We start from the raw sequence: 24,062 nt of genomic DNA, 5'->3' as shown, positions 1-24,062 counted from the left end.
ATGCGCCTTTAAGCCGAGTTGCTATTTGAGCAGTGCGCTCATATCGTCCGTGACGCCTTTGATGGCAGCCTTGAAGTCATTGGCGGTAATCGCCTGACTGTTGTTCTCCAGGGTTTTGCCGAACACTTTGCGCACCACTTTTACAACCGGTAAACCGGAGGTGGCATCCACAAAGTAGGCCTCGACATACAGTTCGGTATTCTGATCACGATGCCCCGTGGCGGCAGAAACCCCACCCACAACGGCCGCGATCGGCACTATTTCATACCAGTGCATGCCCTCATTGGAGGCTGAAACGCCTGTGATCGCCGCCCGCATGATCAAGGTACGTGAACCGGCAGGTGCGGCTTGCAGGGTGGGTACGACTCTGTATCTTTGCGACAGGGTGTTTTTTACGCTGGTGCTGGCGTAGACCTGCAACGACTGCAGGGTTTGCATGTTGACTCGTTCAGTCGGTTTCGGCGTCGGGTACATTTCCAACTGATTGAAAACCACGGTGTCATAAGCACTCGGTTTGAAGCCTGGAGCCATCCAGCGCATGGTTTTCTGACCGCTCGGAGTCGAGACTTCCTTTAAACCGTCATAACTGGGCAAGAACCCTGAATACTGGTTTTGCTCGGTCACTTTCGAGACGCAACCCGCGAGTAGCAGGCCGCTCAACGCAACACCAATAAATAACGTGCGAGACATGTTCATTTGACGTGGTACTCCAGGGTTGCTTTTTGTTATTCACTGGTCAGGCGCTAGAAGCGCCAAGTCATATTGCCGGTCAAGGTTTGAATCCAGGCATTACTGAACTGGCCGGAAGTACGTTGGCCAGACAAGGACTTAGTTTGATCAACTGGCAAGTCGCCCATCCAGACCACATCCCAGCTGAAGTTCAGGAGGGTGCTTTTATCCAGCGCATAGCTGGCGCCAGTACCCAGGCGCCATGTGGCACCCACCGGCACAACCAGGCTTCGATTTGCGTCGGATACTGCGGAGGTGTCATATGCAACGCCCACATTCCACAGCAACTTTGGGGTTGCCTGATATTGCGCACCCAGCGCCAGTTGGTAGGTGTCTTTGAAGTTGGCATTGACAGTGGTCGACTGTGCACCGGCGGCATTGGTGTCAACCTGCAGGGAAATTTCTCCTAAACTTGACCAGTCCTGCCAGTTGACGGTAGCCAACAACGCCCATTGCAGATCGAGCTGCTGATAAAGGCTGAGCGTGGCTGTTTGCGGCACACTCATACCGATCCTGGTGCTCAGACCGTCCAGATTATTTAACAATGGCCCCGAGCTTTTAACGTCCAGACGATCTTCGAAATCAAGATCGACTTCGCTCGTGTAGGCCAGACCGATCCGGGTAGCTGCCTGAGGTGAATAGATCACACCCAGGTTGGCGCCATAGCCCCAGGTGCCGTCTTCATACTTGTATTGGCCATCGCTGCGGTCGAGCAAACCGAGGGGCGCGCGATTAATCGCTGTCTGCGATTTCAGCATGCCGTACATGGATTTCAGGCCAACGCCCAGCGACCACTGATCATTAAAGCGATAAGCCACACTGGGAACCAATGACAGGCCGACAATGCTGGCGTCCTGCACGTAATAACGGCCAGTCCAGCTATTACCAAAACTTTCCGCCAGACCGAAGTCGCCATAGGAGCCAAATCCGATACTCCATTGATCATCCAGTTTATGGCTGATAAAAAAGCTGGCCCCCGGTGTCAGGCCCAAACCGTTGTCGCCATTACCCCCGCTACTGGTGGTAGACGAATCTTGATCAAAACTCACATTGCCAAACAGCAGTTGGGCACCGGCACTTATTTGTGTGCCCTCCAGATAGCTCATACCTGCCGGGTTGCTGGCGATAGTCGACGGACCTTGAGCCCGTGCAGCAGCGCCGGCATTGACCAGTCCCGTATTATCGCTGCCGACTTCATACAACATGATCCCACCGGCGTGTGCCCACGAAGAGACACAAAGGCACAACGTGCCGCAGATCAGTTTCTTGGCCATCTGAGCGTCCCTGGATTTTTTCAATCCACTGTTATTAGTCTTATCGGAATCAGGCTAAAGATTACGAGGACCGATGAACGTGATCTCGCTGAACGTTCCGAGCACTTTGTTGACGCCCTTCAATGAGGAGTGTCGATGAACGCGGGTCGACCGAGTTGATAAATATCAAGTAACCCCTTCGTTCCCCTCAGGCTGACGCCAACGCACTAGTTCCTCGTTGCCGTTGCCCCGAGGCGCCACTTTCAGCCGTGGGAAACCCTTGAGCGCATGGCGTCGCCTATGTTGTAGAGTTTGCGCATTTATTTGGAATCAAACTCTTCCTGATGAGGCGCATTGACGCTCTGGTATCAACCCGAGGTTGAAAGCGCGTGATCTCGATTCGTCATGTGGACGACCATCAAAGGGAGCCATCCAGATGAGAACATACTTCTTCACAAAGACCTCCCGAGATCCAATCGATGGCAGAATCTCCCTGACTTGACTGTTTTGGAGAACACCATGCTTCGTGTGTTTGAACGAAGACTCGATCCATTCCCGCCTGACGAGTTGCCACCGCCGCCCAACGGTCTGGCCAGGTTTCTCTGGGCCTGCACTCGGGGGGCGCGCGGCTACGTCCTAGCGCTGGCGTTGCTCAGCGCCGCCGTGTCGATTTATGAAGCGTGGCTGTTTTCCTTCCTCGGCCAGGTCGTCGATCTGCTCTCGACCTGGCAGGCGGGCGGGGAAGCGGCTGCACAGGAGCGTCGCGTGTTGTGGGGCATGGGCATCGTCATGGTGCTCAGTGTCGGATTGGTGGCGTTGCGTACCATGGTTCAGCACCAGATTCTGGCAATTAACCTGCCGCTGCGCCTGCGCTGGGACTTCCATCGGCTGATGCTGCGGCAAAGCCTTTCGTTTTTCTCCGATGAGTTTTCCGGACGGGTCACGACCAAGGTGATGCAGACAGCGCTCGCGGTGCGCGACGTGCTGTTCACCATGATCGAGATCCTGCCCGGGATCGGCGTGTACTTCATCGCGATCATCGCCTTGGCCGGCGGTTTTGCGCTGAAGCTGATGCTGCCGTTTCTCGCGTGGGTCGTGTTGTTCGGGCTGGCGATGGGGTACTTCGTGCCGCGGCTGGGCAAGGTCGGCCAGGAGCAGGCCAACGCGCGCTCGATGATGACCGGGCGTATTGCCGACGCGTACACCAACATCACCACGGTGAAACTGTTCTCCCACTCCAACCGCGAAGCGCACTTTGCACGGGCGGCGATGGAGGATTTCAAGCAAACCGGTTTTCGCCAGATGCGTCTGGTCAGCCTGTTTGAGATCGTCAATCAGGCCCTGGTGGTGGCATTGATCATGTCAGCGGGCGGCTATGCCCTGTGGCTGTGGCACCAGGGCGATGTCGGCGCCGGCGCGGTGGCGGCGATCACCGCCATGGCGTTGCGGATCAATGGCATGTCGAACTGGATCATGTGGCAGATGACCTCGCTGTTCGAAAGCATCGGCACCGTTCAGGACGGCATGGCGACCCTGACCCAGGGCACTAAGGTGCAGGACGCGCCGGATGCCGGCGTGCTGGTGACCTCGGGCGGCGCAGTGACATTCGACAAAGTGAAATTCAATTACGGTGGCGAGCGTCAGGTGCTCGATGGCCTGAGCCTGAGCATCCGTCCCGGGGAGAAGATCGGTCTGGTGGGCCGCTCCGGTGCCGGCAAATCGACGCTGATCAACTTGCTGCTGCGTTTCTACGATGTCGACAGTGGCGAGATTCGGATCGATGGCCAGAACATTGCGCACGTGACTCAAGACAGCCTGCGCAGTGCCATTGGCATGGTTACGCAGGACACTTCGCTGCTGCACCGCTCGATTCGCGACAACATTGCCTACGGCCGGCCCGATGCCACCGACGCGCAGATCCGCCGCGCGGCGGCCAACGCCCAGGCTGACGAATTCATCAGCCAGTTGAGTGATCGCCAGGGTCATACCGGTTACGACACTCTGGTGGGCGAGCGCGGGATCAAGCTGTCCGGCGGCCAGCGCCAACGGGTGGCGATTGCCCGGGTGATGCTGAAGAACGCACCGATTCTGCTATTGGACGAAGCCACCAGTGCGCTGGATTCGGAGGTTGAAGTGGCGATTCAGGAAAGCCTCGACGACATGATGCAGGGCAAGACCGTGATCGCGATCGCCCATCGACTGTCGACGATTGCGGCGATGGACCGGCTGATTGTCATGGATGACGGACGCATCATCGAGCAGGGCACCCACGCCGAATTGCTGGAGAAAAACGGCGTGTATGCACGGCTGTGGGCGCATCAGAGCGGCGGCTTCCTGGGTGAGGACAAAGGCGTGATCGAGGCGGTGGATCAGGCCTGACCCACCGACGTTGCTCGTGCCGTCGGGGCAGGGTGACGCGACGTCATCAGGCCGATAAAGGAGATTGCCAGCGCCAGACCAATAGTGGTGGTGACTTCGGTGCGGTGCTGCGGGGTGATCATCATGACCGCCAGCGCCGCACAGATGAAGCCGATCACCAGCCACGTCAGCCAGGGAAACAGCCACATGCGGAAGGTCAGCTCGACCTTGCGCTGTTGCAATATCCGCCGCATGCGCAGCTGCGACACCGCAATCGCCAGATACACCAGCAAGGCAATCGCCCCGGAACTGGCCAATAGAAACTCGAACAGCCCGGCGGGCATGAAGTAGCTCCATACGGTGATCGATGCGCCCAGCACGGTGCTGGCGATCACGGCGGCCCGTGGCACGCCAGCCGCGGAAGTCGCCTTCAGCGCTTTTGGTGCATCGCCTCTACGACCCAGCGAGTACAACATGCGCGAGGCAATGTAGATCGAGGAGTTCATGCAACTGGCCACGGCGATCAGGACGACGACGTCGACCATGAACTTGGCATTTGGAATGTTCATGATTTCCAGGGCGCGCTGATACGAGCCCACCGAGGCCAGCAACGGATCATTCCAGGGCACTACGGAGATGACCACGAAGATCGACAGCAGGTAAAACACGCCAATGCGCCAGATCACCGAGCGGGTGGCCTTGGCGATGTTCTGCGCCGGGTTATTCGATTCGGCAGCGGCAATGGTCACCGCTTCAGTGCCGATGAAGCTGAACATGATCGTGATGAAAGCGCCGACCACCGCCGACAAGCCGTTGGGCGCAAAACCGCCGTGCGTGGCCATCAGACTGCTCAATCCGCTGACTTCACGGTCGGGAACCCAACCCATCAACACGGCAAAACCGACACCGATGAAGCCGATGATTGCCACGACCTTGGCCATGGCGAACCAGAACTCGAACTCACCATATTTGGACACGCTGAACAGGTTGGTCACCACCAGCGCAATGATCGATCCCAACGCGAACAGCCAGGCATCGACCTGCGGAAACCATTGATTCAACACATGCCCGGCTGCCAGCGCTTCGATAGGAATGACCAGCACCCAGAACCACCAGTACAACCAGCCGATGGTAAAACCGGCCCAGCGGCCGATGGCCTGGTCGGCATAGGTGGAGAACGAACCGGTGTCCGGATTGGCCACCGCCATCTCGCCGAGCATGCGCATGACCAGCACGACGAGCAAACCGGAAAACAGATAGGCGAGCAGCACGGCCGGCCCCGCTGCGGCAATGGCGTGCCCTGAACCGACGAACAAACCGGCGCCGATAATCCCGGCGATGGACAGCATTGTGACGTGACGAGGCTTGAAGCCCTGCGCCAATTGGCTACTCGAATCCATGGAGTTCGGGCTGATCATCGGTATTTTTATTCTCTGCTGATCGACATTTAAGCGAATTGAACGGGCACCCGATCGAGCACCATCGTTGCCTGCTGAAACTCCCGAAAGAAGCCCGTCCAACCGCCGCAGTTCTTATCAACCCCATGATCCGAGCGGGGTCGTTTGATACGAAGACACGGCACCTTAGCCGGCCTTGTCGCTGATTCAGTAGCCTGATTGCGCCATGATCGTGTCTGATATCGACATGTGAATACCATGAGGGCGTATTGGAATTTTCTACGAATCTCTCAGCTATTCGACCGAACCGCGCATCAGCAGGGAAAAGATCGATGCGAATATGTCAACATTCAGGGCGGTAGTTCAGATAGTGTCCGCTGGCTGATGGCTGACTATTACGATGGTTTTTATGGACAGGAGCTATGCAATGGATCTGAAGTTCAGTCATGTAGATGTACTGGTCAAAAATCTTGAGGAAGCCTGTGCTTACTACGCACACATACTAAACGCCAGGATTTCCAAAACGCTTGTCTGGGAGCGGGGCGGTCTGCATGTTCGCTACGCGATTGCACTGATAGGTCAAGAACGTTTCATGCTGGTGCAACCGTTGGCAGGCAATCTGAAAGAACTTTTGGATTCTTCAGGTGAAGGCATGATTTACCGCCACTGCTACTCAACGAAAGATATCGAAAAAGCCTATGACGAGCTGATGGACGCGGGTGTTCAGCCTCAAGACGAAAATGGAGCGCCATTGCCTCGCGCGAATCTGCAATCCCCGGCCGGCACACGCATTATCTGGTTACCAAAGCGCTTCGGGCATTTCTCTATCGAGATACTCGAAGAAAAGGCGCTGGAAGCGTTTATCGAGACTGCGTTTATCTGAAAAATAGCGGCCACTCCTGTATTAAGTGACTTGGCAATGGCAGCGAGTTGCGCAGTGCCCACGCCGGCTTTTATTCGATTGCAGCCCTTCGCTAACAGGCAACAACTGGGAGAGGTCGGCCAAAAGCAGCCGTTAGGGAAAGACGGATCTACAAAGCAGGCACTGCCTGCCATCGGATCAAGTTCGCTTGAGTTGAAACGCAATCTTAATCGCGGCTTCAGCCTGGCCAGCGAGCAAAGCTATTTGCGGGGGGATGAGAACCTCGCCCCAAGACAAGTTTGTCGCGACGGACACAATCAAATGCAGCTCGTAATGGCGCCCGTTCAACTCGGTTTTGACCCAAGCAAGAGTGCTACCTAGAGTGTCAACTGTTACTGGGATAGAGATAAACCTGCTTTGGTCCGTCGGTCGCACACCGCCGCGACGACATTCAAAGTGAACAGCCATCCGTTCATAGGTCTGAGCGTCAATGCCATGCACGACGACGAAATAGTTTGAGCAATCATATTGGTCCACCGTAGTAATCATAAATTTACAGTCCATTGCAGAGACCAATCTGCGTTGATATCTAAGCAGCTAAAGTTTTCTTGGGGCCGGTTTCTGCCATTATCCATTATTGACTGACTGCCTTGGGTCCGTAATCAGTCCACCGGTTGAATCCGCAGCCGATAGCTGCCACCCACAAACAACTGTCATAGGCCAAAAGCCGCCCACCAGCAGCCAATAATTCAGCCGTCCTCTCTCGCCACAAAGCGTTACTCACCAAGCCACCATTCAAGTACCGGCAGTTGTCGGGGCTCGCCACACACCGGGCGCGATACATTGCGCACGTGCCGGGCCCCAAGCCGCTCGTAAAAGGCTTGGGCCGACGGATCGGACTCCACCGACAAGGTGGACACGCCCAGGCCGCGTGCCACAGCCAGTGCATGCTCCACCAGGCGTCGTCCGTGGCCTCCGTTCATGGCCGACGGGTCGACCCAGCAATGCTCCAGTTGCCAGCCATCCTCGTCGCGCTCCAATCCATAGAATCCCAGTGGCGGGCCATCCGCCGCGACCAGCACCGCGTAATGGCCGGTCAGATGTGCCGGGGTTAACGTCAGCGCCGGTTCCCAGGCCTCCATCCATGCTTCGGGATAACCCCAGTGGGCCTTGCTGCGCCGGGCCAGGGCACTCAGCGCCGGTGCATCCGCGCCACGGCATAGCCGCAGGATCGGCGTCTCGTCCGCCAATAACGCTCGCGCCGCCTGGTCAGTGGCCAGCAGGCTGTACTGGTGCAGGCTGAGGAAGCGCTCGTCCTTGTACTCCAACTCCCGCAGGGTTCCCTCAAACACGAAACCGAGCCGCTCCAGCAGGCGGGCGCTGGCGGGGTTTTCCGGCTCGACGTCGGCGTGAATGCGGTGCACGCCGAGGTTGCTCAAGGCGAAGCGCAGAAGGGTGGGCAGGCAAGCCTGCATCAGACCTCGCCCCCAGTAATCCGGCATCAGCCAGTAGCCGATATCCAGGCTGCGATCGGCATGAGACCAATCATTGAAGCCACAGGCGCCCACCAATTCATCGCGCCCCGGCAGTGCGATGCCCCACCAGATACCCCGGCGTTCTTCCAGCAATGCGTCGTACCAGCGCATCTGTTCGTCCGTCGCTTCGAGGCTGTTGTAAGACACGCCATAGTGGGCAATCACCTGCGGGTGAGACAGCCCGGCGAAAATCGCATCGACATCACGACGATGAATTCGCCGCAGCGTGCAGCGTGGCAGGAAAAACTCGGGGAAATCAGCAATAAGGTCCATCAAATTCACTGCGCCAGGTGAGTGCAGGAATACTCGCAGCAAAGTGGCCAGACGCACAGATACAGTCAGGGAAGGGCTGGGCGTAACAGACTGACACTCATGCCGAACTGCTGGAGAGGAAGGGCGTTTATACGCGGCGGCGTGCGCATCAGGTCGGAGCTTTTGGGTCTACAGTCTTGTGTATCGGGCACTGGAAGCAATTGAAATGAACCTGTCATCTTCGCTCTCACCGCCAAGGTATGTCTGCCTGCTGGGCTATGGCGGTTTACTACCGTTTATTGGCCTTGTGCTACTCATCCTCACATCTTTGGAATATCGAATGTTTTGGGCGGTAGCGCTGGTCAACTATGGCGCTGTCATCCTCAGCTTCATCGGCGCCTTGCACTGGGGGTTCGCCATGTCAGTGCAAAACATGAGTGACGAACTGCGCCGCGACCGGCTTATGTGGAGTGTCATGCCGGCCCTTGTCGCTTGGCTCAGCACGTTACTGCCGGTGCCAGTGGGTTGCTTGCTGTTGATCATCGGATTTGTCGTGCACTTCTGGCAAGACCGGCAGTTGGTTCGGGTTGTGAGCCTGCAAGCCTGGTACCTGCCAATGCGATTGCGCCTGACGGCCGTGGCGTGTGTTTGCCTGCTGACTGGCGCAGTTGCTGTAGTCATTCATTCGTGAAACCGCGCCTGCCCGAATCGTCTGCAGTGAGAGTGTCTTAATAAGATCATGGATGAGCAACTTGCCGCCTCACGACGGCAAGTTGCATCAGGCCCTACAAGGTAAACGACAGCGCGGAGAAAACCATCCCGCCGCTGCCCGCCCAGCCCATGCAAAACTGCCCGGTCTCGGCTTCGCCACGACTCATCGCATCGAAGATGCCGTAGGGGATGGACGCGGTAATGATGTTGCCGGTTTTATGCCCGACGTGGTGCAGCTTGTGATCAATACCGATCAGTTGCCCAATGTGCTCCCACATCTTGGGTGAACCGGTATGAATAAACACTTTATGAACATCCGCCGCAGAGACGTTTTGCAAATTGAAGACTTTTATCGCTTCGTTGCGACCATCTTCATGCAAGGCTGCTGCGTAGGAATTGAATTGATACTGGCCGCCGGTCGGTGAAATACGCGGAATATCTTCCTCATTGCAGAACAGTTTCCAATCCGGCAGGGAGATGGTCGACAAGTCACTCAAGTCTGGCCTGTTGATGTACGAGAACTTGAAGTTGCCGGGGGCTTCATGACTGAGGATGGTGACCGTGACGGCTTCGCCAATGGTAAAACTCGGAAACTTGTATGCCAGTTCCGCCGACGACTGTAAGGAGAAGTTCTTGGGCATCACCGGCCCGCCAGCAGACATGCCAAATTCCATATTGACGATCGCCGCGTAGCGAATCTCGCCGGCCTGCATCTTACTGTTGATGACATCCATGGCAGTCACCCAGCCATTGCAGGCGTCCACCACATCGAAGTTTCTGCAGCTCAGGCCCAGCGCCTTGGCGATGAACGTACTGTTGGCCGGCTCGATGAAGCCTCGCGTGACGTTCGGATAGATCAGCAGGTCCAGATCGGCCTTGTCGATATTGGCCTGGGCGAGCGCGGAGTTGAATGCTGTCTCCATCAGTTCCATCGGCGTTTCGTCGGCGCCCAGCCAGTGACGCGTGCCGCTGCCGCTTTTTTCAAGCAACTTGCTAATGGTCTTCAAGGTTTTTGGCAAGTCTTCCTGGAACGTATCTTTAGAGTGTTCCTCGACCAGGTTTATAACGTCTTGATTGCTGATAATGCGTGACGGGAGAATCCCGGACAGCCCAACTATTTTCATATGACTTCCTTGTTGAAAGTATGCATCCGTGGGCAATGGCTGCGGATGAGCAAACCCTTACTCATCCCTGTAAGGAGCCACTGGCGGCAATACTTTTAGCACAAAGAAAATGCGGATCAAGAAAGTTGTTGGTTATTTTCCTCAATCGAATTGAATCATGATCTGAGTCAATTTAACGCGTCATTCCTTATAAACGAGCGCATCCACCACAACTCCGAACGCTGACGAATGTTCACGACGATTCGGGTAGTAAAGGTGGTAACCGGCAAACGGTTGGCACCAATCCTCAAGTACGCGCACCAGTGTGCTGTTGGCCAACTGGCTCATGACCATGTCTTCCGGCAGAAACGCCAGCCCGCAGCCTGCCTCCGCCGCACGCAGGATCGGCATGCTGCTGTTGAACGTCCATTGCCCCTCGACGCGCGCCTTGAGTTCGTGACCGTCTTTTTCAAAATCCCATTGCATCAGGCTGCCGTGGGTGGGCAGGCGCAGATTGATGCAGTTGTGCGCAGCCAGATCGCTCGGTGCCTGCGGGATCGGTCGGTGCTTGAAATACTCGGGAGACCCCACTACCGCGATGCGCAATGACGGACCGATCGGCACGGCAATCATGTCCTTCGCCACCTGATCGCCCAGACGCACGCCGGCGTCATAGCGCTGTGCAACGATGTCGGAAAGGGCATAGTCGACCGTGATTTCGACCTTGATGTCCGGGTAGTCGGGCAGCACCTTCAACAGCTTCGGCCAGAGGATATTGTTGGCGGCATGTTCGGACGCCGAGATCCGCACATTACCGGCCGGGGTGTCGCGAAATTCACTGACCGCAGCCAGTTCCAGTTCGATCTCATCGAAGCGCGGCGCCATCGACTGATACAAGCGCTGGCCGGCCTCGGTCGGCGAAACGCTGCGTGTGGTTCGCGTCAACAGGCGCACGCCCAGCCGAGCTTCGAGGGCGCGCATGGTGTGGCTCAGCGCCGACTGCGAGACACCCAGTTGTGCGGCTGCGCGGGTAAAACTGCCTTCGCGGGCGATCACCACGAAGGCTTGCAGGTCGTTGAGGTTGGCGCGGGACATTGATGAGGGCCTCTCATGAGGGACGCGGGATTATTCCATGAAAGCAGGTTGCGCATGGATGCGCGACCCTCAAGGCGCTCATCACAGGGTGCGTGCGTAAAATTCGCTGAGCTTGCCAATCGCCGCATCAACATATTGCGGCACCCAGTAGGTTTCGATATGCGTCGCGCCATCGAGAATGAACACTTCCTTGTCCGAGGTGCCGGTGGCTTTGGGGAAGGCATCCTGAGTCATGTACAGGCTGTCGGCCTTGCTGCCGGCGATCATCAGCAAGGGTTGATTGATCAGTTCAATGTGGTCGGTGGCGTCGAAACGCATCAAATCCAGCAAGCTGCTGGTGGTGTATTTGAAGGTCGAGTTGGGGTGTGCGTGGGTTTTCCAGTAGTACTCGTAGCCCTGGCGATACAGTTCGAAGGGCAGTTTGGCTATCTGCTCATCGGTGAGGTTGGCATCGCCCGAATACAGTACCGCACCGCCGGCCGCTTCCTGCGCGCGGGCTGCTGATGCCTGTTGCAAACGTTGCTGGATGCTGTCGATTTGCGAATCGTTGTAGCCGTTGCGGCGTACCCGGCCCGAGTTGAACATGCTTACGGTCGCCAGCGATTTGAAGCGTTTATCGGTTTGCGCCGCCGCCAACGAATAGCCGCCACCGCCGCAGATGCCGAGCAGGCCCAGACGCTTGTCATCGACACCGGCAAACTGGCTGATGAAGTCGGCCATGCCGTGGATGTCTTCGATGCGAGACGCCGGTTTATCGATGCTGCGCGGCTGACCACCGCTGGCGCCCTGATAGGCCGCATCGGCCGTGATGGTGATGTAGCCCTGTTCCGCCAGGCGCTGGGCATACAGACCGGCAACCTGTTCTTTGATGCCGCCATTGGGGTGTGCAACGACCACGGTCGGGTAAGTCTTCTTCGCGTCGTAGTTGGCCGGGGTGTACACGTTCGCGGCGATGTCCAGACCATTGAGCGTGTACTTGACCGGGTGGATATTGACCTTGCCCGGTTCGTTCTTGCTGATTGCGCCGTCGTAGGCGAGGGTGAAAGGGTTCTTTTTGTAGTCGGCGGCCAAGGCCTCGCCCGCCGAGAGGCCGACCAATGCCGACATGAGCGTGGCTTTGAGAGTGTTCTTCACGTGAAGCTCCTGAGCAATCAATTAGGGCGGCAGTTGCAAAAGTGTTGGGGTCAGTCCAGCTGTTTTTCTTTGAGGAATTGCGCGACCAGGTCAGCGATCTGCACGTTGTTCAGATCCGACATGGGAAAGTGGGTGTTGCCGTGAATGCCAATCTCCGGCAGGTGGATCAGTCGCACATCACCGCCATGTCGATTGACCGCGTCACGCCAAAGCCGGGCCATTTTCAAGCGTGCGCGCCAACTGTCCTGAGCAGGCAGGTCGACGGCCCGTTCCGGGATGTTATCGCCGTAGAGGATCAGAATCGGAATGCGCGTCAGCGCCATGAATTGCTCCATGGGCACCGCTGCGCCTTGCACCGTGTCGAACGCGCTGGGAATCGGCGCCGGCACTTCACCGTCAGCAAACACGAAACTGCTGCCCGGTTCGAATGCCACGATGGCTTTGACCTTGTCGTTCTTGATCGCCGTCAACCAGCCCGGCCCGCCACCTTGCGAATGGGTGAACAAAATCCCCGGGCCGATTTTGTCGAACAGCGCCGACACGCCGTCGGAGACCACGCCCATGTCGAACGGCCCGGTGTTTGGCGTCATCGCCCGGAAAAACTGCTCGCGGGTTTGTGCGTCCTGTGCCACTTGTACGCCATTGAAGTAGTTGGGCCACAGGCCGATGCGGAACTGGTTGAACCACAGCTGTTCGTCAGGCACAGGCTTGAGTGTGGTCTCGACCATGCTGCGTCCGGCATCGCCACGCCGAGGCTGATCGATCAGATAGACGCCGTAGTGACGGCGCAGAAAGATGTTCTGAAACCCCTCGCGGCCATCGGCAGTGGTTTCCCAGGTCTTGGAAAATTGCCCCGCGCCGTGCCACATGACGATGGGCAGTTTTCGCGCATCGACCGGGATCTGATAGAACGCGTAGGCGTGGTCACCGTGGTAAGTCTGGCCGTTGGGCGCCATCGGTTGGCGCGGGTTGAAAGTGCCCGGTGCCGTGATCATCGTTCCGCCAGCGGCGAAGCTGCCTTGCTTCTGGATCAGCAGCGGGCCTTCGGAAGGGTTTGCGCAGGCCGCCAACAGGCTCAACAGTGAGAGGCACAGCAAATGTTTTGCAGCTTTCATGTCATGCCCCCGAAGCTGCAAGGGCTTGGGTCAGCGCGGTGTCGGCACGTTCAGCCGTCTGCGCATCGCCGTGTTTTTTCAGCAGCTCGGTAACCTGGCGCAATTGTGCCGCGCTGAGACCGACGCGCAGGCTCGCCGCCATGTGCGAGCGCAGCTGCGATTCCACCCCAGGCGTGGCTGCCAGCGCCCCGACAGTCGCCAGTTCGCGGCTTTGCCAGTCGAGGTTGTCGCGCTCGAAGATGTCGCCGAACAAGTGTGTTTGCAGGAAGCGGTTGATCACCGGAGCAAACTCGAACACCGGGCCTTTGACCGGGCCGCCGGAGATTCTGGTTTGATTCGCGGTGCCGGCGGCCAGCAGTTCGTCACCGGTCGGGATAGCGCGGCCCGGCTCGCGTCCCGGCGCATCATCGATGCCGCGCTGTTGGCGCGCCTGCACCACCGTCATCAGCTCGTTCAAGGCGTTGAGGCTGCGCGGGAAGCCGACATACGCGTAGAGCTGCACCAGAATTTCGCGGGTTTCGCTGATGGTCAGGCCGGCATCGAGTCCCTGGTTGAGCGCGGTGTTGAGGTGAGGCATGTCACTGGTCGCCATGAAAGCCGCGATCAGTGGAATCGCTTGTTGTTGGCTCGACAATGTCGTTGCTTTGGCGGGTGTGTTGGTCATGGTTTGCGCTGCCTCGGCTGCTTGAGTGGTCACGCTGAACATCGCCGCAACGCCCAGACAAAGCGTCATGAGTGCGGGGAGGGCAGTGCACTTGCGTGCGTCAGTGGTCATCATGAAAGGCTCCATCCATTGCAGGTCACTGCGGTGTTGCTGGATCGTACGGAGGATGGTGGTGGCGATTAACCCCGAAAAGGCGCATGGACTCCTGAGCAAAACTCATGAGTCAACGTTGCCATCACCGCTGGAGTCCTGACGCGGCCCCGCTGTTACGGGGCCCGGAGGTCAGATGATGGTTGGCTGGAAGAGTACCGAGTGAACAACTTCGACACATTCTGTAACTTCATTGGCCGGCGTATTGCGCCTCCGAGACCTGCTCCGCCCAGGTGACGGTCTGGCCGTCTTCGGCTTCAGCGATGGCGATGTGGGTCATGCCACTGTTGGTCGTGGCGCCGTGCCAGTGCCGGGTGTTCGGCGGAATCCAGACAGTGTCGCCCGGACGGATTTCCTGACGCGGGCCACCCTCTTGCTGCACATAGCCAACGCCAGCGGTGACGATCAGTGTTTGCCCCAGCGGATGGGTGTGCCACGCCGTGCGTGCGCCAGGTTCGAAGGTCACCGTGCCGCCGGCGATGCGCGCGGGCGCGTCACCTTTGAACAAGCCATCGACGCGCACAGCGCCGGTAAAGTTTTGCGCCGCGCCCTTGATCGAGGGCTGGGTACCGTTCGGGGTAACGCGGATTTCACTGGCAGCCTGGGCTTCTGCGGTCATGAGTGAGAAAGCCACGAGTGGCGCGATCAATCGGTTCATCGGATCAACTCCGGTCAGGCAATGAAAGCGGCGCCGCACGCAGCGCCGCGTTGGGCAGACTCAAAGTCCGGTCATTTTCAGTGCCGACTCCGGCAGGCGTTCACCGTGCACCTGAATTTGCGCCATCTGCTCGTTGATCACGCGCAGATCATCTGCGCTCAATGGCAACTCGACCGCGCCCAGGTTTTCTTCCAGGCGATGCGGTTTCGTCGTACCCGGGATCGGCACAATCCACGGTTTCTGTGCGAGCAACCAGGCCAGGGCCACTTGTGCCGGCGTGGCGTGTTTGCGTTGCGCGACGGCTTTCACCACATCGACCAGCGCCAGATTGGCCCTGCGCGCTTCAGGGGAAAAGCGCGGGACGACATTGCGGAAATCGCTTGCGTCGAACTGCGTGTGCTCGTCGATCTGACCGGTGAGGAAACCGGCGCCCAGCGGGCTGAACGGAACGAAGCCGATCCCCAATTCTTCCAGCACCGACAGCAGTTCCAGCTCCGGCCCGCGCCAGAACAGCGAATATTCGCTCTGTACCGCCGTGACCGGTTGCACCGCGTGAGCCCGGCGTATGGTCTCCACACCCGCCTCAGACAGGCCAAAATGCTTGACCTTGCCCTCGGCGATCAGCTCCTTGACCGTGCCGGCGACGTCTTCGATGGGTACCTGCGGATCAACGCGGTGCTGATAAAACAGGTCGATGCAATCGGTGCGCAGACGCTTCAACGAGGCCTCGGCCACGGCGCGGATATGCGCCGGGCGGCTGTTGGTGCCGCCGCCGCGTGCGCCGGTGATCAGGTCGATATCGAAGCCGAATTTGGTAGCAATGACGACTTGCTCGCGGATCGGCTGCAAGGCTTCGCCCAGCAGTTCTTCATTGGCGAACGGGCCATACGCTTCAGCGGTGTCGAACAAGGTGACGCCTTGCTCGTGGGCCGAACGAATCAGCTTGATCATGCTGGTTTTGTCGGCAGCCGGCCCGTAGGCCGACGTCATGCTCATGCAACCAAGGCCCAGTGCGGACACTTTCAGGCCATTGCCCAACGTGCGGATTTTCATGATGTCACTCCGTACAGAATTCGATTAACGCGTGAGGGGGTGATCGCTCAGCCAGCCATTCACGCGCTCCATGGTCTTGCGCTCTTGCTCACCCTCCATCAAAAAACCTTCCAGAACCTTAGTCTTCGGCGCGTGCTTGACGAGCACGCTGCGACTGTTGCCCAAGCCATAACCGCCGTGGGTGTTGAAGGGGATGAGGGTCTTGCCGGTCAGGTCGTGGGCGCTGAGGAAGGTGCGCACGATCGGCGGCGCGGTTTCACCCCAGATCGGAAAGCCGAGATAAATCGTGTCGTAGTCGCTGAGGGCGTGAACCTTGTTTTGCAGTTCGGGTTCGAAGCCGCTGTCACGCTCCTGACGCGCCTGTTCCACGGTTTGCAGATAGTCCTCGGGGTAGGCGTGGGCCGGGCGAATCTCGAACAGATCGGCACCCAGTCCACGCTGGATCAGCCCCGCAACCACGCGGGTATTGCCCGAGCGCGAAAAGTACGCGACCAGAATCCGCGAGCCTGAGCGCGGTGTTTCACTGGCGCCTTGCGTGTCGGCGAGCGACAGCAGCGGAGCGCTGGCCAGTGCGGCGATCACCGTGCGCCGCAGCGGATCGTGATCGTTGCTCATCGACCGACACGCGCTTTAAGGGCCTCGGGATAGCGCTCGCCTTCGATGCGGATCTGCGCCAGCGCAACATCAATCGCCTTCAGCTCGGCGGCATCGAGCGTGATGTCCGCGCCGCCGAGGTTTTCTTCCAGGCGATGCAGTTTGGTCGTGCCCGGAATCGGTACGATCCACGGTGCCTGCGCCAGCAGCCAGGCCAAAGCGATCTGCGCCGGTGTTGCGTGTTTCTGCGCGGCGATCTGGCGAATCAATACCACCAACCCCTGATTGGCTTGCAGCGCCGATTGGCTGAAGCGCGGGACGATACTGCGGAAATCGTCGCTGCCGTAAGTGGCCTCCGCCGACACCGTGCCGGTGAGAAAGCCCTTGCCCAAAGGGCTGAATGGCACGAAGCCGATGCCCAACTCCCAAAGCGTCGGCAGGATTTCCTGTTCGGGCTCGCGCCACCACAGCGAGTATTCGCTTTGCAGCGCCGTGAGCGGCTGCACCGCGTGCGCACGGCGAATGGTCTGTGCACCGGCCTCCGACAGGCCGAAATGCTTGACCTTGCCTTCGCTGATGAGGTCTTTCACCGTCCCGGCGACGTCTTCGATCGGCACGTCCGGATCGACGCGGTGTTGGTAAAGCAAATCGATGTAATCGGTTTTCAGTCGGCGCAGCGAACCTTCGACGGCGACCCGAATACGTTCGGGCCGGCTGTCCAGAGTCTGCTTTGTGTTGTCAGCACCGACGGCGAAGCCGAATTTGGTGGCGATCACGACCTGGTCACGAACCGGGGACAGCGCCTCGCCGACGACTTGCTCATTGAGATAAGGGCCGTAAAACTCGGCGGTATCGAAGAAGGTGACGCCTAGATCAACGGCCTTGCGAATCAGCGAGATCGCTTGCGGCGTTTCTGTCGCTGGACCGTAGCCATGGCTCAAGCCCATGCAGCCAAAGCCCAAAGCTGACACTTGCAGTGAACTGTTTCCGAGTGTGCGCTTGTGCATGTCGATCTCCCGTCAGACGTTGGGAGCACAGTAAGCGAGCGTGAGTAAGGGTACTAGACGGGTAAATCGGCAAGGGTTTATGAGGCTCACTCATCAGTCACTCGATGTGTCGACCGCGCTCTGCCGGCATCTGAATGTGACGTTGCGAGCAAAGGTCTCCCAGAAGGGATATACAACTTCCATAGCCAATTTCTGTCACATCGTTGCGTAAAAGCCTCAAGATGGCCCTAACATCCGCGATAAATAGGGAACTATTAACGTCCACAAATAGACTGAGCTGCTGTTGCGACGTCGCACGAAACAATTTCTACAAAAAATGGAGCACACAATGGGCAGGGCACGCGATGAGTTTGATTTTTGGTGGGGTACGTCCGGGTCGTGGGTGGAACCGCCGAATGTGCGCCGCAGCGGCACCAGCGGTGTCCAGCTGATTGTTCAAGGTGACAAGACGTTTTTTGTAAAGCGTCAGACCGGCCATTTGTTCCGCAGTCTGCGTTACCCCACTGGCCGACCCACCGCATTGCGTGAAGGCGTTGCCCTTTCAAGACTCGAGCAACTGGGCGTGAATGCACCAAGGCCGGTATTTTATGGCGCGAGAAAAGTTGACGGCCTATGGCAGGGTGTTCTGGTGACCGAAGACCTGGGCGGCTTCATCGATCTGGATACCTGGTATGGCCAGGGAGCTGCAAGCCTGTTGACCACAGCGCAACATCTGCGACTGCTTGAACGTTTAGCGCAAATGCTGGCGCGGCTGCACTCGGGCAAATGGCAACACGGTTGCATGCGTTCCAAACACATCTTTATCAAGGCGTCGATTACTGACGCTGACTTCGATTTCGAACTGGCGCTGCTTGACCTGGAGAAGTCTCGCGGTCGTGCTACGGCAATGGGCGCGGCGCGTCACGACATTCCCCAACTCAGACGGCATTCTTTCTGGGATGAGTCGCAGTGGCGGCATTTCCTTTCGAGCTATGAGCAAGCCAGCGGTAGAACTATGTAGATAGGTGTGCCTGCCACCGGGGCCTTACCGTCCTGTTGGCGGATTGTTAATCAGCCACAAGTTTTTCGTAAACGGCGGGGTCAGCCCCCGACGTTGTGCGGCAGCGACACCAGCTCAATCTGCGTGCCCCACGGCGCCTGAAAATAGAACCAGCGAACGCCGTCCGGGTTGGTAATGGGCTCGTTGAGAATGGTCACATTCAGGCGCTTGAGGGTAGCCAGGCTGCCGTCAATATCGGCGGTGCGCAACGCCACATGGCTGGCTCCGGCGTCGTCGCCATGGGGTTGAACCTGATTGATCTCAGAGCCTTGGTACTGAAACAACTCCAACTTCGCGCCGCCGTCCATTTGCAGCATCACAAAGCGTTGCAGCTCGCTGGAGCGGTGCCAGCGGAATTGGCTTTTCCACTGATCCGGGATCTTGCCAGGGCTGATGTCCGAGATCACCCGTGCGCCCATCAGCGCGGAGAAAAAGCGTGTGGCTTCGTCGATATCCGGCACATTGATGCCGACATGATCGATGGCTGAAACCTGAAGCGGTGCGGCGGAGTTCATGGCGGGTGGGCTCTGCGGAGTCGAGGGCGCTGCTAAAGTACCGGCAGCCAAGGGCAGGGTGGCGGCAAGCAGTGCCCAGTGCAATGTGTTCATAAACGGATCCTCATGAATGGGTGGCGGGCGACCGCAACAGTCGCCCGCTGACTGCTCAGATTTGCGCCTGGCCGCCGTCAACAAACAGCTCGATACCGTTGACGAAACTGGCGTCATCCGAGGCCAGAAACAACGCCGCACTGGCAATTTCATCAGCCTCACCGACACGCCCCATGGGAATCAGCGACGCCAGGTAGTCGAGCAAGCCCTGCTGTTGAGCGGCATCAGGGCCGGCCAAATCAACCAGGCCAGGCGTGCGGGTGGCGCCGGGGCTGATGGTGTTGACGCGCACCTGGCGGTCTTTCAAATCCAGAATCCAGTTGCGGGCAAACGAGCGCACGGCGGCCTTGGACGCGGCGTACACACTGAAGGCGGCCGTGCCCGAACTGCCTGCCGTAGAGCCGGTGAGAATCACCGAGGCTTTTGGAGCCAGCAGCGGCAGCGCCTTTTGCACAGTGAACAGCACGCCTTTTACGTTGCGATTGAAGGTGTCGTCGTACTGCTGTTCCGTGATGTCACCCAGCGGCAGCATGGATCCACCGCCAGCATTGGCGAACAGCACGTCGATTCGGCCGTGGGTCGCGCCAATCTGGCGATACAACGCGTCCAGCTGATCAAGGTTGGTGGAGTCCACCTGCACGCCGGTGGCGTTGCCAACTGCGGTAACAGCGGCGTCCAGTTCTGCTTGGCGACGGCCCGTGATATAGACGTGAGCGCCTTCCTGAGCGAAGCGTTTGGCGGTGGCCAGACCGATGCCTGTAGTGCCGCCGGTTACCAACGCAATTTTGCCTTCGAGTTTGTTAGTCATGGTGTTTCTCCCGTATTTCGATTGAGTGAGTTGCGGTGTGGGAGAAGCTTATCGACGGGGAAAAACTTTCAAAATAGAATTGCCTGAAACCTATCGTTGCAGAAATGAAATGAGCAGACTTCCGGATTTCGAAGGGTTGGCAATGTTTGCCAAGGTGGCCGAAGAGGGCTCGTTCGCCGGCGCGGCGCGCGTCATGAGCGTGTCGGTGCCGACGGTATCGCGGGCGGTCGCGCGGTTGGAGGCGCGCCTGGGTGGGCGCTTGTTCAACCGTACGTCGCGGCAACTGGCACTTACTGAATTCGGCGCGAGCATGGCGGCCAAGGCGGGTGAGATTTATCGGCAGGCTGAAGAGGTGGAAAGCGAGGCTCAGGATTTATCGGTCCAGCCCCGCGGCCAAGTACGCTTGGCGATACCCATGTCGTTTGGCTTGCGTTGGGTGGCACCGCTGATGCCGCAATTGCTGCGCCAGTATCCCGAGCTGTCGATTGACTTGCACCTTTCAGATGCCTCGGTAGACCTGATCGCCGAGGGCTTCGATGCCGCCTTGCGCATCGCCGTATTGCCGGATTCCTCGCTGGTTGCACGGCGACTGTGTGCCGTCACTCAATACCTGGTCGCTTCACCGGCTTATCTGGACGCTCATGGCCATCCTGGCCACCCCCGCGAACTGGCGTCCCGCACGTGCCTGAGTTATGCCTACCGGGCCCGCAGCCAAGTGTGGCGGTTCACCCATCAAGACGGCAGCGAAGAAGACGTGGTGCCCAGCGGCCCGCTGAGAGTGACCAACTCGGATGCTTTATTGCCGGTGTTGCTTGAGGGCTTGGCTATCGCCGAACTGCCGGAATTTATCGCCAGCGAGTACTTGAAAGACGGACGCTTGGTGGTGGTGTTACCGCAATGGAGCATGGCCCGTGGCGGTTTGTATTTCGTCACCCCCTCGGCGCGTACACGGCCTGTGAAAATCAAAGCGCTGTCGGACTTTTTTGCCGAACATTTAAGCCAGCCCGAATGGCGATGGCCGTCATGAGACGTTGCGCACATGGCTTTCAATTATGAAACGATGATTTTCATTAACGTCTGTTTTTGAAATCGAAGGGGTCCCTTAACGTAGTCAGGTCAGCACCTGCAGTGTGCTCGTCCCTTATGCGTTTCGGAGAAAGTCGTCATGAAAAATGCCGTGGAGTTACTGCAAAATTACTTGGATGCCATTCAGACGCCGTACCTGGCGGCAGCACTTTTCGCGGAGGATGGCGTGCTCGAGTTGCCGTACCTAGCGTCGCTGGGCATACCCCATCGCGTTCAAGGCCCTGCCGCCATCGAGGGATTCATTGGCTCGTTGCTCGGTAAAGTGCCGGATTTCAAATTTCACAATGTGCGCTTTTTGATCGACACACCCGATCAGGCGTTTGCCGAATACAGCGTAGAGGCCTTGGTGCCTGCCACTGGGCGCCTCTACCGGCAAATGTACGCCGGCCGCCTGGTGGCCAAAGACGGCAAAATTCAGCTGCTGCGCGAATCCCTCGATACCGTGGCCGCTGCCAAAGCGTTCGCGCCGGTTGATTCAGAGCGAGGCTAATAAGTCGCGATTATTCCGGTATGGCGGGCAGGGATTGTGCGCTTCTGGCCGCCATTGGCCGCTCACGGATGTACGCTTTCGGCCCAGAGTTTTTAAAAACTCTAGTTACCATCCTGTAAAGCCAGTTCAGGGAGCCTGACCTGTGGGGCCCAGTTTGGCTTCATCGTCGAACTCAGACACCCATCTCAAATGTGAATGAAGGGTTGTCTCTGTACCATTATTTTTGCGTATTCATTTGCAAGGGAAGCCAATGAAACGGGGCGCATCAGAACGAGGGTTTCTGGGGCAGGGCAGAGGCGTGGTTGCGGCCATGGGTCAGGCATGAGTGCCCGGGTCAATCAACAGGCGCAACGTCTATTGGAATGCTGATGGTTGCGAGAGTGACAAGTTGGCTAAAACAGGCGCTGGTGCGTGCTCAGCACATAAGTCACGCACCAGACTCGTTTGAATAATTACCACTGACCGCTTCCGAGACAGGCGATTATTTCCCAGCCACTGAATTCCCACCAGGAATAGCGCTCATCGGAGCAACTTCTGGCCAGACTGGCCGTCTGGATTTCTCCGGCTTTTCGCTGGGTTGCGAAAGGCGTGTCAATCGAGGCGGTCGCCTGCTTGACCGTCTGTGGAGCAGTGATGGTCGTTGGATGCACGGCAGCGTTTGTGACGGTTGCGGCGAAAGCAAGCGTCGCGCAGATGGCCAGAGTTGTCATGGGCTTTTTCATGTTCGAATCCTTTCAGTTAACTGACAGCGGGCTTATACAGCGGCCCCGACCTGCCTTCTGAACAGATCGGGCATTCGCGTAATGTGACGCCAGAAAAGCCTATCACTGCGCTATCTCCAGAACAGTCGCACAACTGTGCTATTGACAACTTGTTGAACGGCCAGTCTTCGTCAAGGGCGCTGGATCGAGTCAAATAATCTGAACCCCGCCCGAACGCTCACGCCTAACGATCAGCTTGTGTTCATTCGCACAGGCCCGGTGCCAATACCGGCACATTCCGAGAGGTGGTCAACGTGGCTAAAGACGAGAAGAAAAGCAAAAAAGACGATGCTTCGAAAGCCAGCAAGGACTTGAAAGACAAAAAGTCCTCGCCGGAAAAGAAATCGGCGGCAGCCTCCACGCTTTCCAAGTCTTCCGACAAGAAAGACAAGAAGAAAGACGCCGAACCGAAAAAGTCTGCCAAGAAAGCCGATAGCAAGCCGGAAAAGGCCAAGGATGCAAATAAGGCTGACAAACCGGCGAAAAAGAAAAAGTAATACCTGCGACTCGCCAGGGCGTCATGCCCTGGCGTGCATGTGTTTAAACAGTCTCTTCAACCCTGCGCGCATCCCCCAATGAATCACGCTGCATCGACTGCAGGTTTTTCTCGATGGTTTCGCACAGAGCCTCCATCTGAATCTGGTGCTCACTATGGCGAAAAGGGCTTTGCAGGTCGGTGCCGATGCGCTCGATGGCCAGCAGCATGAAGCCCACCACGGTCGAGGCGAGCGGGGTGAACCAGCCCAGCGACTCTACCAGCCCCACCGGCACAATCAGGCAGAACAGCGAGATAAACAGGCGCGGGAAATACACGTAAGGGTAAGGCAGCGGGGTATTGGCGATCCGCTCCATCCCGCCCTGACTGTTGGACAGCTCGACCATGGTCGATTCCAGCCGCGCCAGACGAATGCTGTCCAGACGCCCGCCCTTGTATTCCCGGGCCAGCAACGCCGCGGAACCGGTGAGGAGGTCGTTGGCGAAGTTGTTGGTGGTGCCACTGCGGGCGAACTCATCTGCCGGGATAAACGCGCGGACCTCCTCCGGGCAAGGCTGACCTTGCAGGTGCGCGGCGAGGCAATTGACGTACGCCACATGGCGGCGCAACAGCGTCGCCTTCACCGGGTTCACTTCGTTATCGGGATCATCCAGCAGCGTCAGCACCTGCCGGGCGAAGCTGCGCGAGCTGTTGATCATCATGCCCCACAGCGTGCGCGCTTCCCACCAACGGTTGTACGCGCTGCTGTTGCGGAAACTGATCAGCACCACCAGCGCTGAACCGAGCAAAGTCAGAGGCATCAGCGGCAGGTTGATCTTGGCGTTGAGGAACAACATGAAGTCGACGGTGACGGCGATGTCCCAGAGCAACAGCCAGAACAGCGACCAGCCCACGTAGCCCATGGTCTTGATGATCAAACGGTATTTTTTGACGATGGCTGCTTTCAAACGGAAACCTCGTGGCGAGCGGTAAGCGTTAACGCCCTAGCTCCGACGCAGGTTTGGGGGTAAAGGTTCGGTGTTGACTGAGCATCTTGGTTACGACAATTGTCAGGCAATAAAAAACCCGGTCATTACGCCGGGTTTTTTATTGCCTGCAGTTCTG

The 24,062-nt window shown here is 58.0% G+C and carries 24 protein-coding genes; 7 read left to right on the top strand and 17 right to left on the bottom strand.

The window, feature by feature from the left end:
- Window positions 1-21: 21 nt before the first annotated feature.
- Entirely contained in the window at window positions 22-696 is a 675-nt protein-coding gene (locus OC71_RS03135; RefSeq protein WP_041064016.1) for a DUF3313 domain-containing protein, read from the bottom strand.
- A 47-nt stretch (window positions 697-743) separates the two neighbouring features.
- On the bottom strand, window positions 744-2,003 hold the full coding sequence (locus OC71_RS03130; protein WP_052510576.1) for an OmpP1/FadL family transporter: 1,260 nt from the start codon (window positions 2,001-2,003) through the stop codon (window positions 744-746).
- A 498-nt stretch (window positions 2,004-2,501) separates the two neighbouring features.
- Between OC71_RS03130 and OC71_RS03125 the strand changes: the two genes are divergently transcribed.
- Window positions 2,502-4,361: an ABC transporter ATP-binding protein gene (locus tag OC71_RS03125; protein WP_041064014.1), complete on the top strand. Its 1,860-nt coding sequence runs from the start codon at window positions 2,502-2,504 to the stop codon at window positions 4,359-4,361.
- On the opposite strand, the gene gabP is transcribed toward OC71_RS03125, so the two are convergent.
- A complete protein-coding gene (gene gabP, locus OC71_RS03120) occupies window positions 4,352-5,758 on the bottom strand; it encodes a GABA permease (RefSeq protein ID WP_041064012.1) in 1,407 nt (468 codons plus the stop codon). The two genes, OC71_RS03125 and gabP, sit on opposite strands and share 10 nt — an antisense overlap.
- A 406-nt stretch (window positions 5,759-6,164) precedes the next feature.
- Here gabP and OC71_RS03115 point away from each other — a divergent pair, with 406 nt between their 5' ends.
- On the top strand, window positions 6,165-6,620 hold the full coding sequence (locus tag OC71_RS03115; RefSeq protein ID WP_041064010.1) for a VOC family protein: 456 nt from the start codon (window positions 6,165-6,167) through the stop codon (window positions 6,618-6,620).
- A gap of 755 nt (window positions 6,621-7,375) precedes the next feature.
- Here the strand turns inward: OC71_RS03115 and OC71_RS03105 are convergent.
- A complete protein-coding gene (locus tag OC71_RS03105; protein WP_041064006.1) occupies window positions 7,376-8,407 on the bottom strand; it encodes a GNAT family N-acetyltransferase in 1,032 nt (343 codons plus the stop codon).
- A gap of 205 nt (window positions 8,408-8,612) precedes the next feature.
- Between OC71_RS03105 and OC71_RS03100 the strand changes: the two genes are divergently transcribed.
- A complete protein-coding gene (locus tag OC71_RS03100; protein ID WP_041064004.1) occupies window positions 8,613-9,077 on the top strand; it encodes a DUF3429 domain-containing protein in 465 nt (154 codons plus the stop codon).
- Window positions 9,078-9,171: 94 nt separating this feature from the next.
- Here the strand turns inward: OC71_RS03100 and OC71_RS03095 are convergent, their stop codons facing one another.
- The 9 genes from OC71_RS03095 to OC71_RS03055 all read right to left on the bottom strand — a co-directional run bounded on the left by OC71_RS03095 (window position 9,172) and on the right by OC71_RS03055 (window position 17,670).
- Window positions 9,172-10,221, bottom strand: a complete 1,050-nt coding sequence (locus OC71_RS03095) for a 3-oxoacyl-[acyl-carrier-protein] synthase III C-terminal domain-containing protein (RefSeq protein WP_041064001.1) — start codon at window positions 10,219-10,221, stop codon at window positions 9,172-9,174.
- A gap of 180 nt (window positions 10,222-10,401) precedes the next feature.
- On the bottom strand, window positions 10,402-11,295 hold the full coding sequence (locus OC71_RS03090) for a LysR family transcriptional regulator (protein ID WP_041063999.1): 894 nt from the start codon (window positions 11,293-11,295) through the stop codon (window positions 10,402-10,404).
- Between the two features lie 81 nt (window positions 11,296-11,376).
- On the bottom strand, window positions 11,377-12,429 hold the full coding sequence (locus tag OC71_RS03085; protein WP_041063997.1) for an alpha/beta hydrolase: 1,053 nt from the start codon (window positions 12,427-12,429) through the stop codon (window positions 11,377-11,379).
- 50 nt (window positions 12,430-12,479) lie between these two features.
- Window positions 12,480-13,424 carry an alpha/beta fold hydrolase gene (locus OC71_RS03080; protein WP_177327901.1) on the bottom strand — a complete coding sequence of 315 codons (945 nt, stop codon included), beginning with the start codon at window positions 13,422-13,424 and terminating at the stop codon, window positions 12,480-12,482.
- Window positions 13,425-13,545: 121 nt separating this feature from the next.
- Window positions 13,546-14,322 carry a carboxymuconolactone decarboxylase family protein gene (locus OC71_RS03075; RefSeq protein ID WP_177327899.1) on the bottom strand — a complete coding sequence of 259 codons (777 nt, stop codon included), beginning with the start codon at window positions 14,320-14,322 and terminating at the stop codon, window positions 13,546-13,548.
- A gap of 226 nt (window positions 14,323-14,548) precedes the next feature.
- Window positions 14,549-15,016, bottom strand: coding sequence for a cupin domain-containing protein (locus OC71_RS03070; RefSeq protein WP_041063993.1), 468 nt, complete (start codon window positions 15,014-15,016; stop codon window positions 14,549-14,551).
- A gap of 60 nt (window positions 15,017-15,076) precedes the next feature.
- The gene (locus OC71_RS03065) at window positions 15,077-16,069 is read right to left on the bottom strand and encodes an aldo/keto reductase (protein WP_041063991.1); all 993 of its coding nucleotides are present in this window, start codon (window positions 16,067-16,069) and stop codon (window positions 15,077-15,079) included.
- 24 nt (window positions 16,070-16,093) lie between these two features.
- Window positions 16,094-16,684 carry a flavodoxin gene (locus tag OC71_RS03060; protein WP_041063989.1) on the bottom strand — a complete coding sequence of 197 codons (591 nt, stop codon included), beginning with the start codon at window positions 16,682-16,684 and terminating at the stop codon, window positions 16,094-16,096.
- On the bottom strand, window positions 16,681-17,670 hold the full coding sequence (locus tag OC71_RS03055) for an aldo/keto reductase (protein WP_041063987.1): 990 nt from the start codon (window positions 17,668-17,670) through the stop codon (window positions 16,681-16,683). The genes OC71_RS03060 and OC71_RS03055 overlap by 4 nt, the downstream gene beginning before the upstream one ends.
- A gap of 328 nt (window positions 17,671-17,998) precedes the next feature.
- On the opposite strand from OC71_RS03055, the gene OC71_RS03050 reads away from it, so the two are divergent.
- Entirely contained in the window at window positions 17,999-18,670 is a 672-nt protein-coding gene (locus OC71_RS03050; RefSeq protein ID WP_041063985.1) for a lipopolysaccharide kinase InaA family protein, read from the top strand.
- A gap of 80 nt (window positions 18,671-18,750) precedes the next feature.
- Here OC71_RS03050 and OC71_RS03045 read toward each other — a convergent pair whose 3' ends face one another.
- Both OC71_RS03045 and OC71_RS03040 read right to left on the bottom strand, forming a co-directional pair.
- Complete coding sequence (locus OC71_RS03045; RefSeq protein ID WP_041063983.1) at window positions 18,751-19,317, bottom strand: VOC family protein; 567 nt, start codon at window positions 19,315-19,317, stop codon at window positions 18,751-18,753.
- Window positions 19,318-19,372: 55 nt separating this feature from the next.
- A complete protein-coding gene (locus tag OC71_RS03040; protein ID WP_041063981.1) occupies window positions 19,373-20,125 on the bottom strand; it encodes an SDR family NAD(P)-dependent oxidoreductase in 753 nt (250 codons plus the stop codon).
- A gap of 109 nt (window positions 20,126-20,234) precedes the next feature.
- Between OC71_RS03040 and OC71_RS03035 the strand changes: the two genes are divergently transcribed.
- Window positions 20,235-21,152 (top strand): LysR family transcriptional regulator, encoded by a 918-nt coding sequence (locus OC71_RS03035; protein WP_041063980.1) that lies wholly within the window; start codon window positions 20,235-20,237, stop codon window positions 21,150-21,152.
- A 138-nt stretch (window positions 21,153-21,290) separates the two neighbouring features.
- Window positions 21,291-21,701: a nuclear transport factor 2 family protein gene (locus tag OC71_RS03030; protein ID WP_041063978.1), complete on the top strand. Its 411-nt coding sequence runs from the start codon at window positions 21,291-21,293 to the stop codon at window positions 21,699-21,701.
- Between the two features lie 452 nt (window positions 21,702-22,153).
- Here OC71_RS03030 and OC71_RS03025 read toward each other — a convergent pair whose 3' ends face one another.
- Window positions 22,154-22,423, bottom strand: coding sequence for a hypothetical protein (locus OC71_RS03025; protein WP_041063976.1), 270 nt, complete (start codon window positions 22,421-22,423; stop codon window positions 22,154-22,156).
- Between the two features lie 284 nt (window positions 22,424-22,707).
- Here OC71_RS03025 and OC71_RS03020 point away from each other — a divergent pair, with 284 nt between their 5' ends.
- Window positions 22,708-22,959 (top strand): hypothetical protein, encoded by a 252-nt coding sequence (locus OC71_RS03020; RefSeq protein WP_041063974.1) that lies wholly within the window; start codon window positions 22,708-22,710, stop codon window positions 22,957-22,959.
- A 43-nt stretch (window positions 22,960-23,002) separates the two neighbouring features.
- Here OC71_RS03020 and OC71_RS03015 read toward each other — a convergent pair whose 3' ends face one another.
- Complete coding sequence (locus OC71_RS03015; protein WP_041063972.1) at window positions 23,003-23,905, bottom strand: bestrophin family protein; 903 nt, start codon at window positions 23,903-23,905, stop codon at window positions 23,003-23,005.
- Window positions 23,906-24,062: the final 157 nt, after the last annotated feature.

The sequence above is a fragment of the Pseudomonas sp. W15Feb9B genome (genome assembly GCF_000828175.1).
In the GTDB taxonomy this organism is placed as follows: Bacteria; Pseudomonadota; Gammaproteobacteria; order Pseudomonadales; family Pseudomonadaceae; genus Aquipseudomonas; species Aquipseudomonas parakoreensis.
Note: the sequence above shows the minus strand (reverse complement) of the source record. Positions and strands in the feature narration are given on the sequence as shown.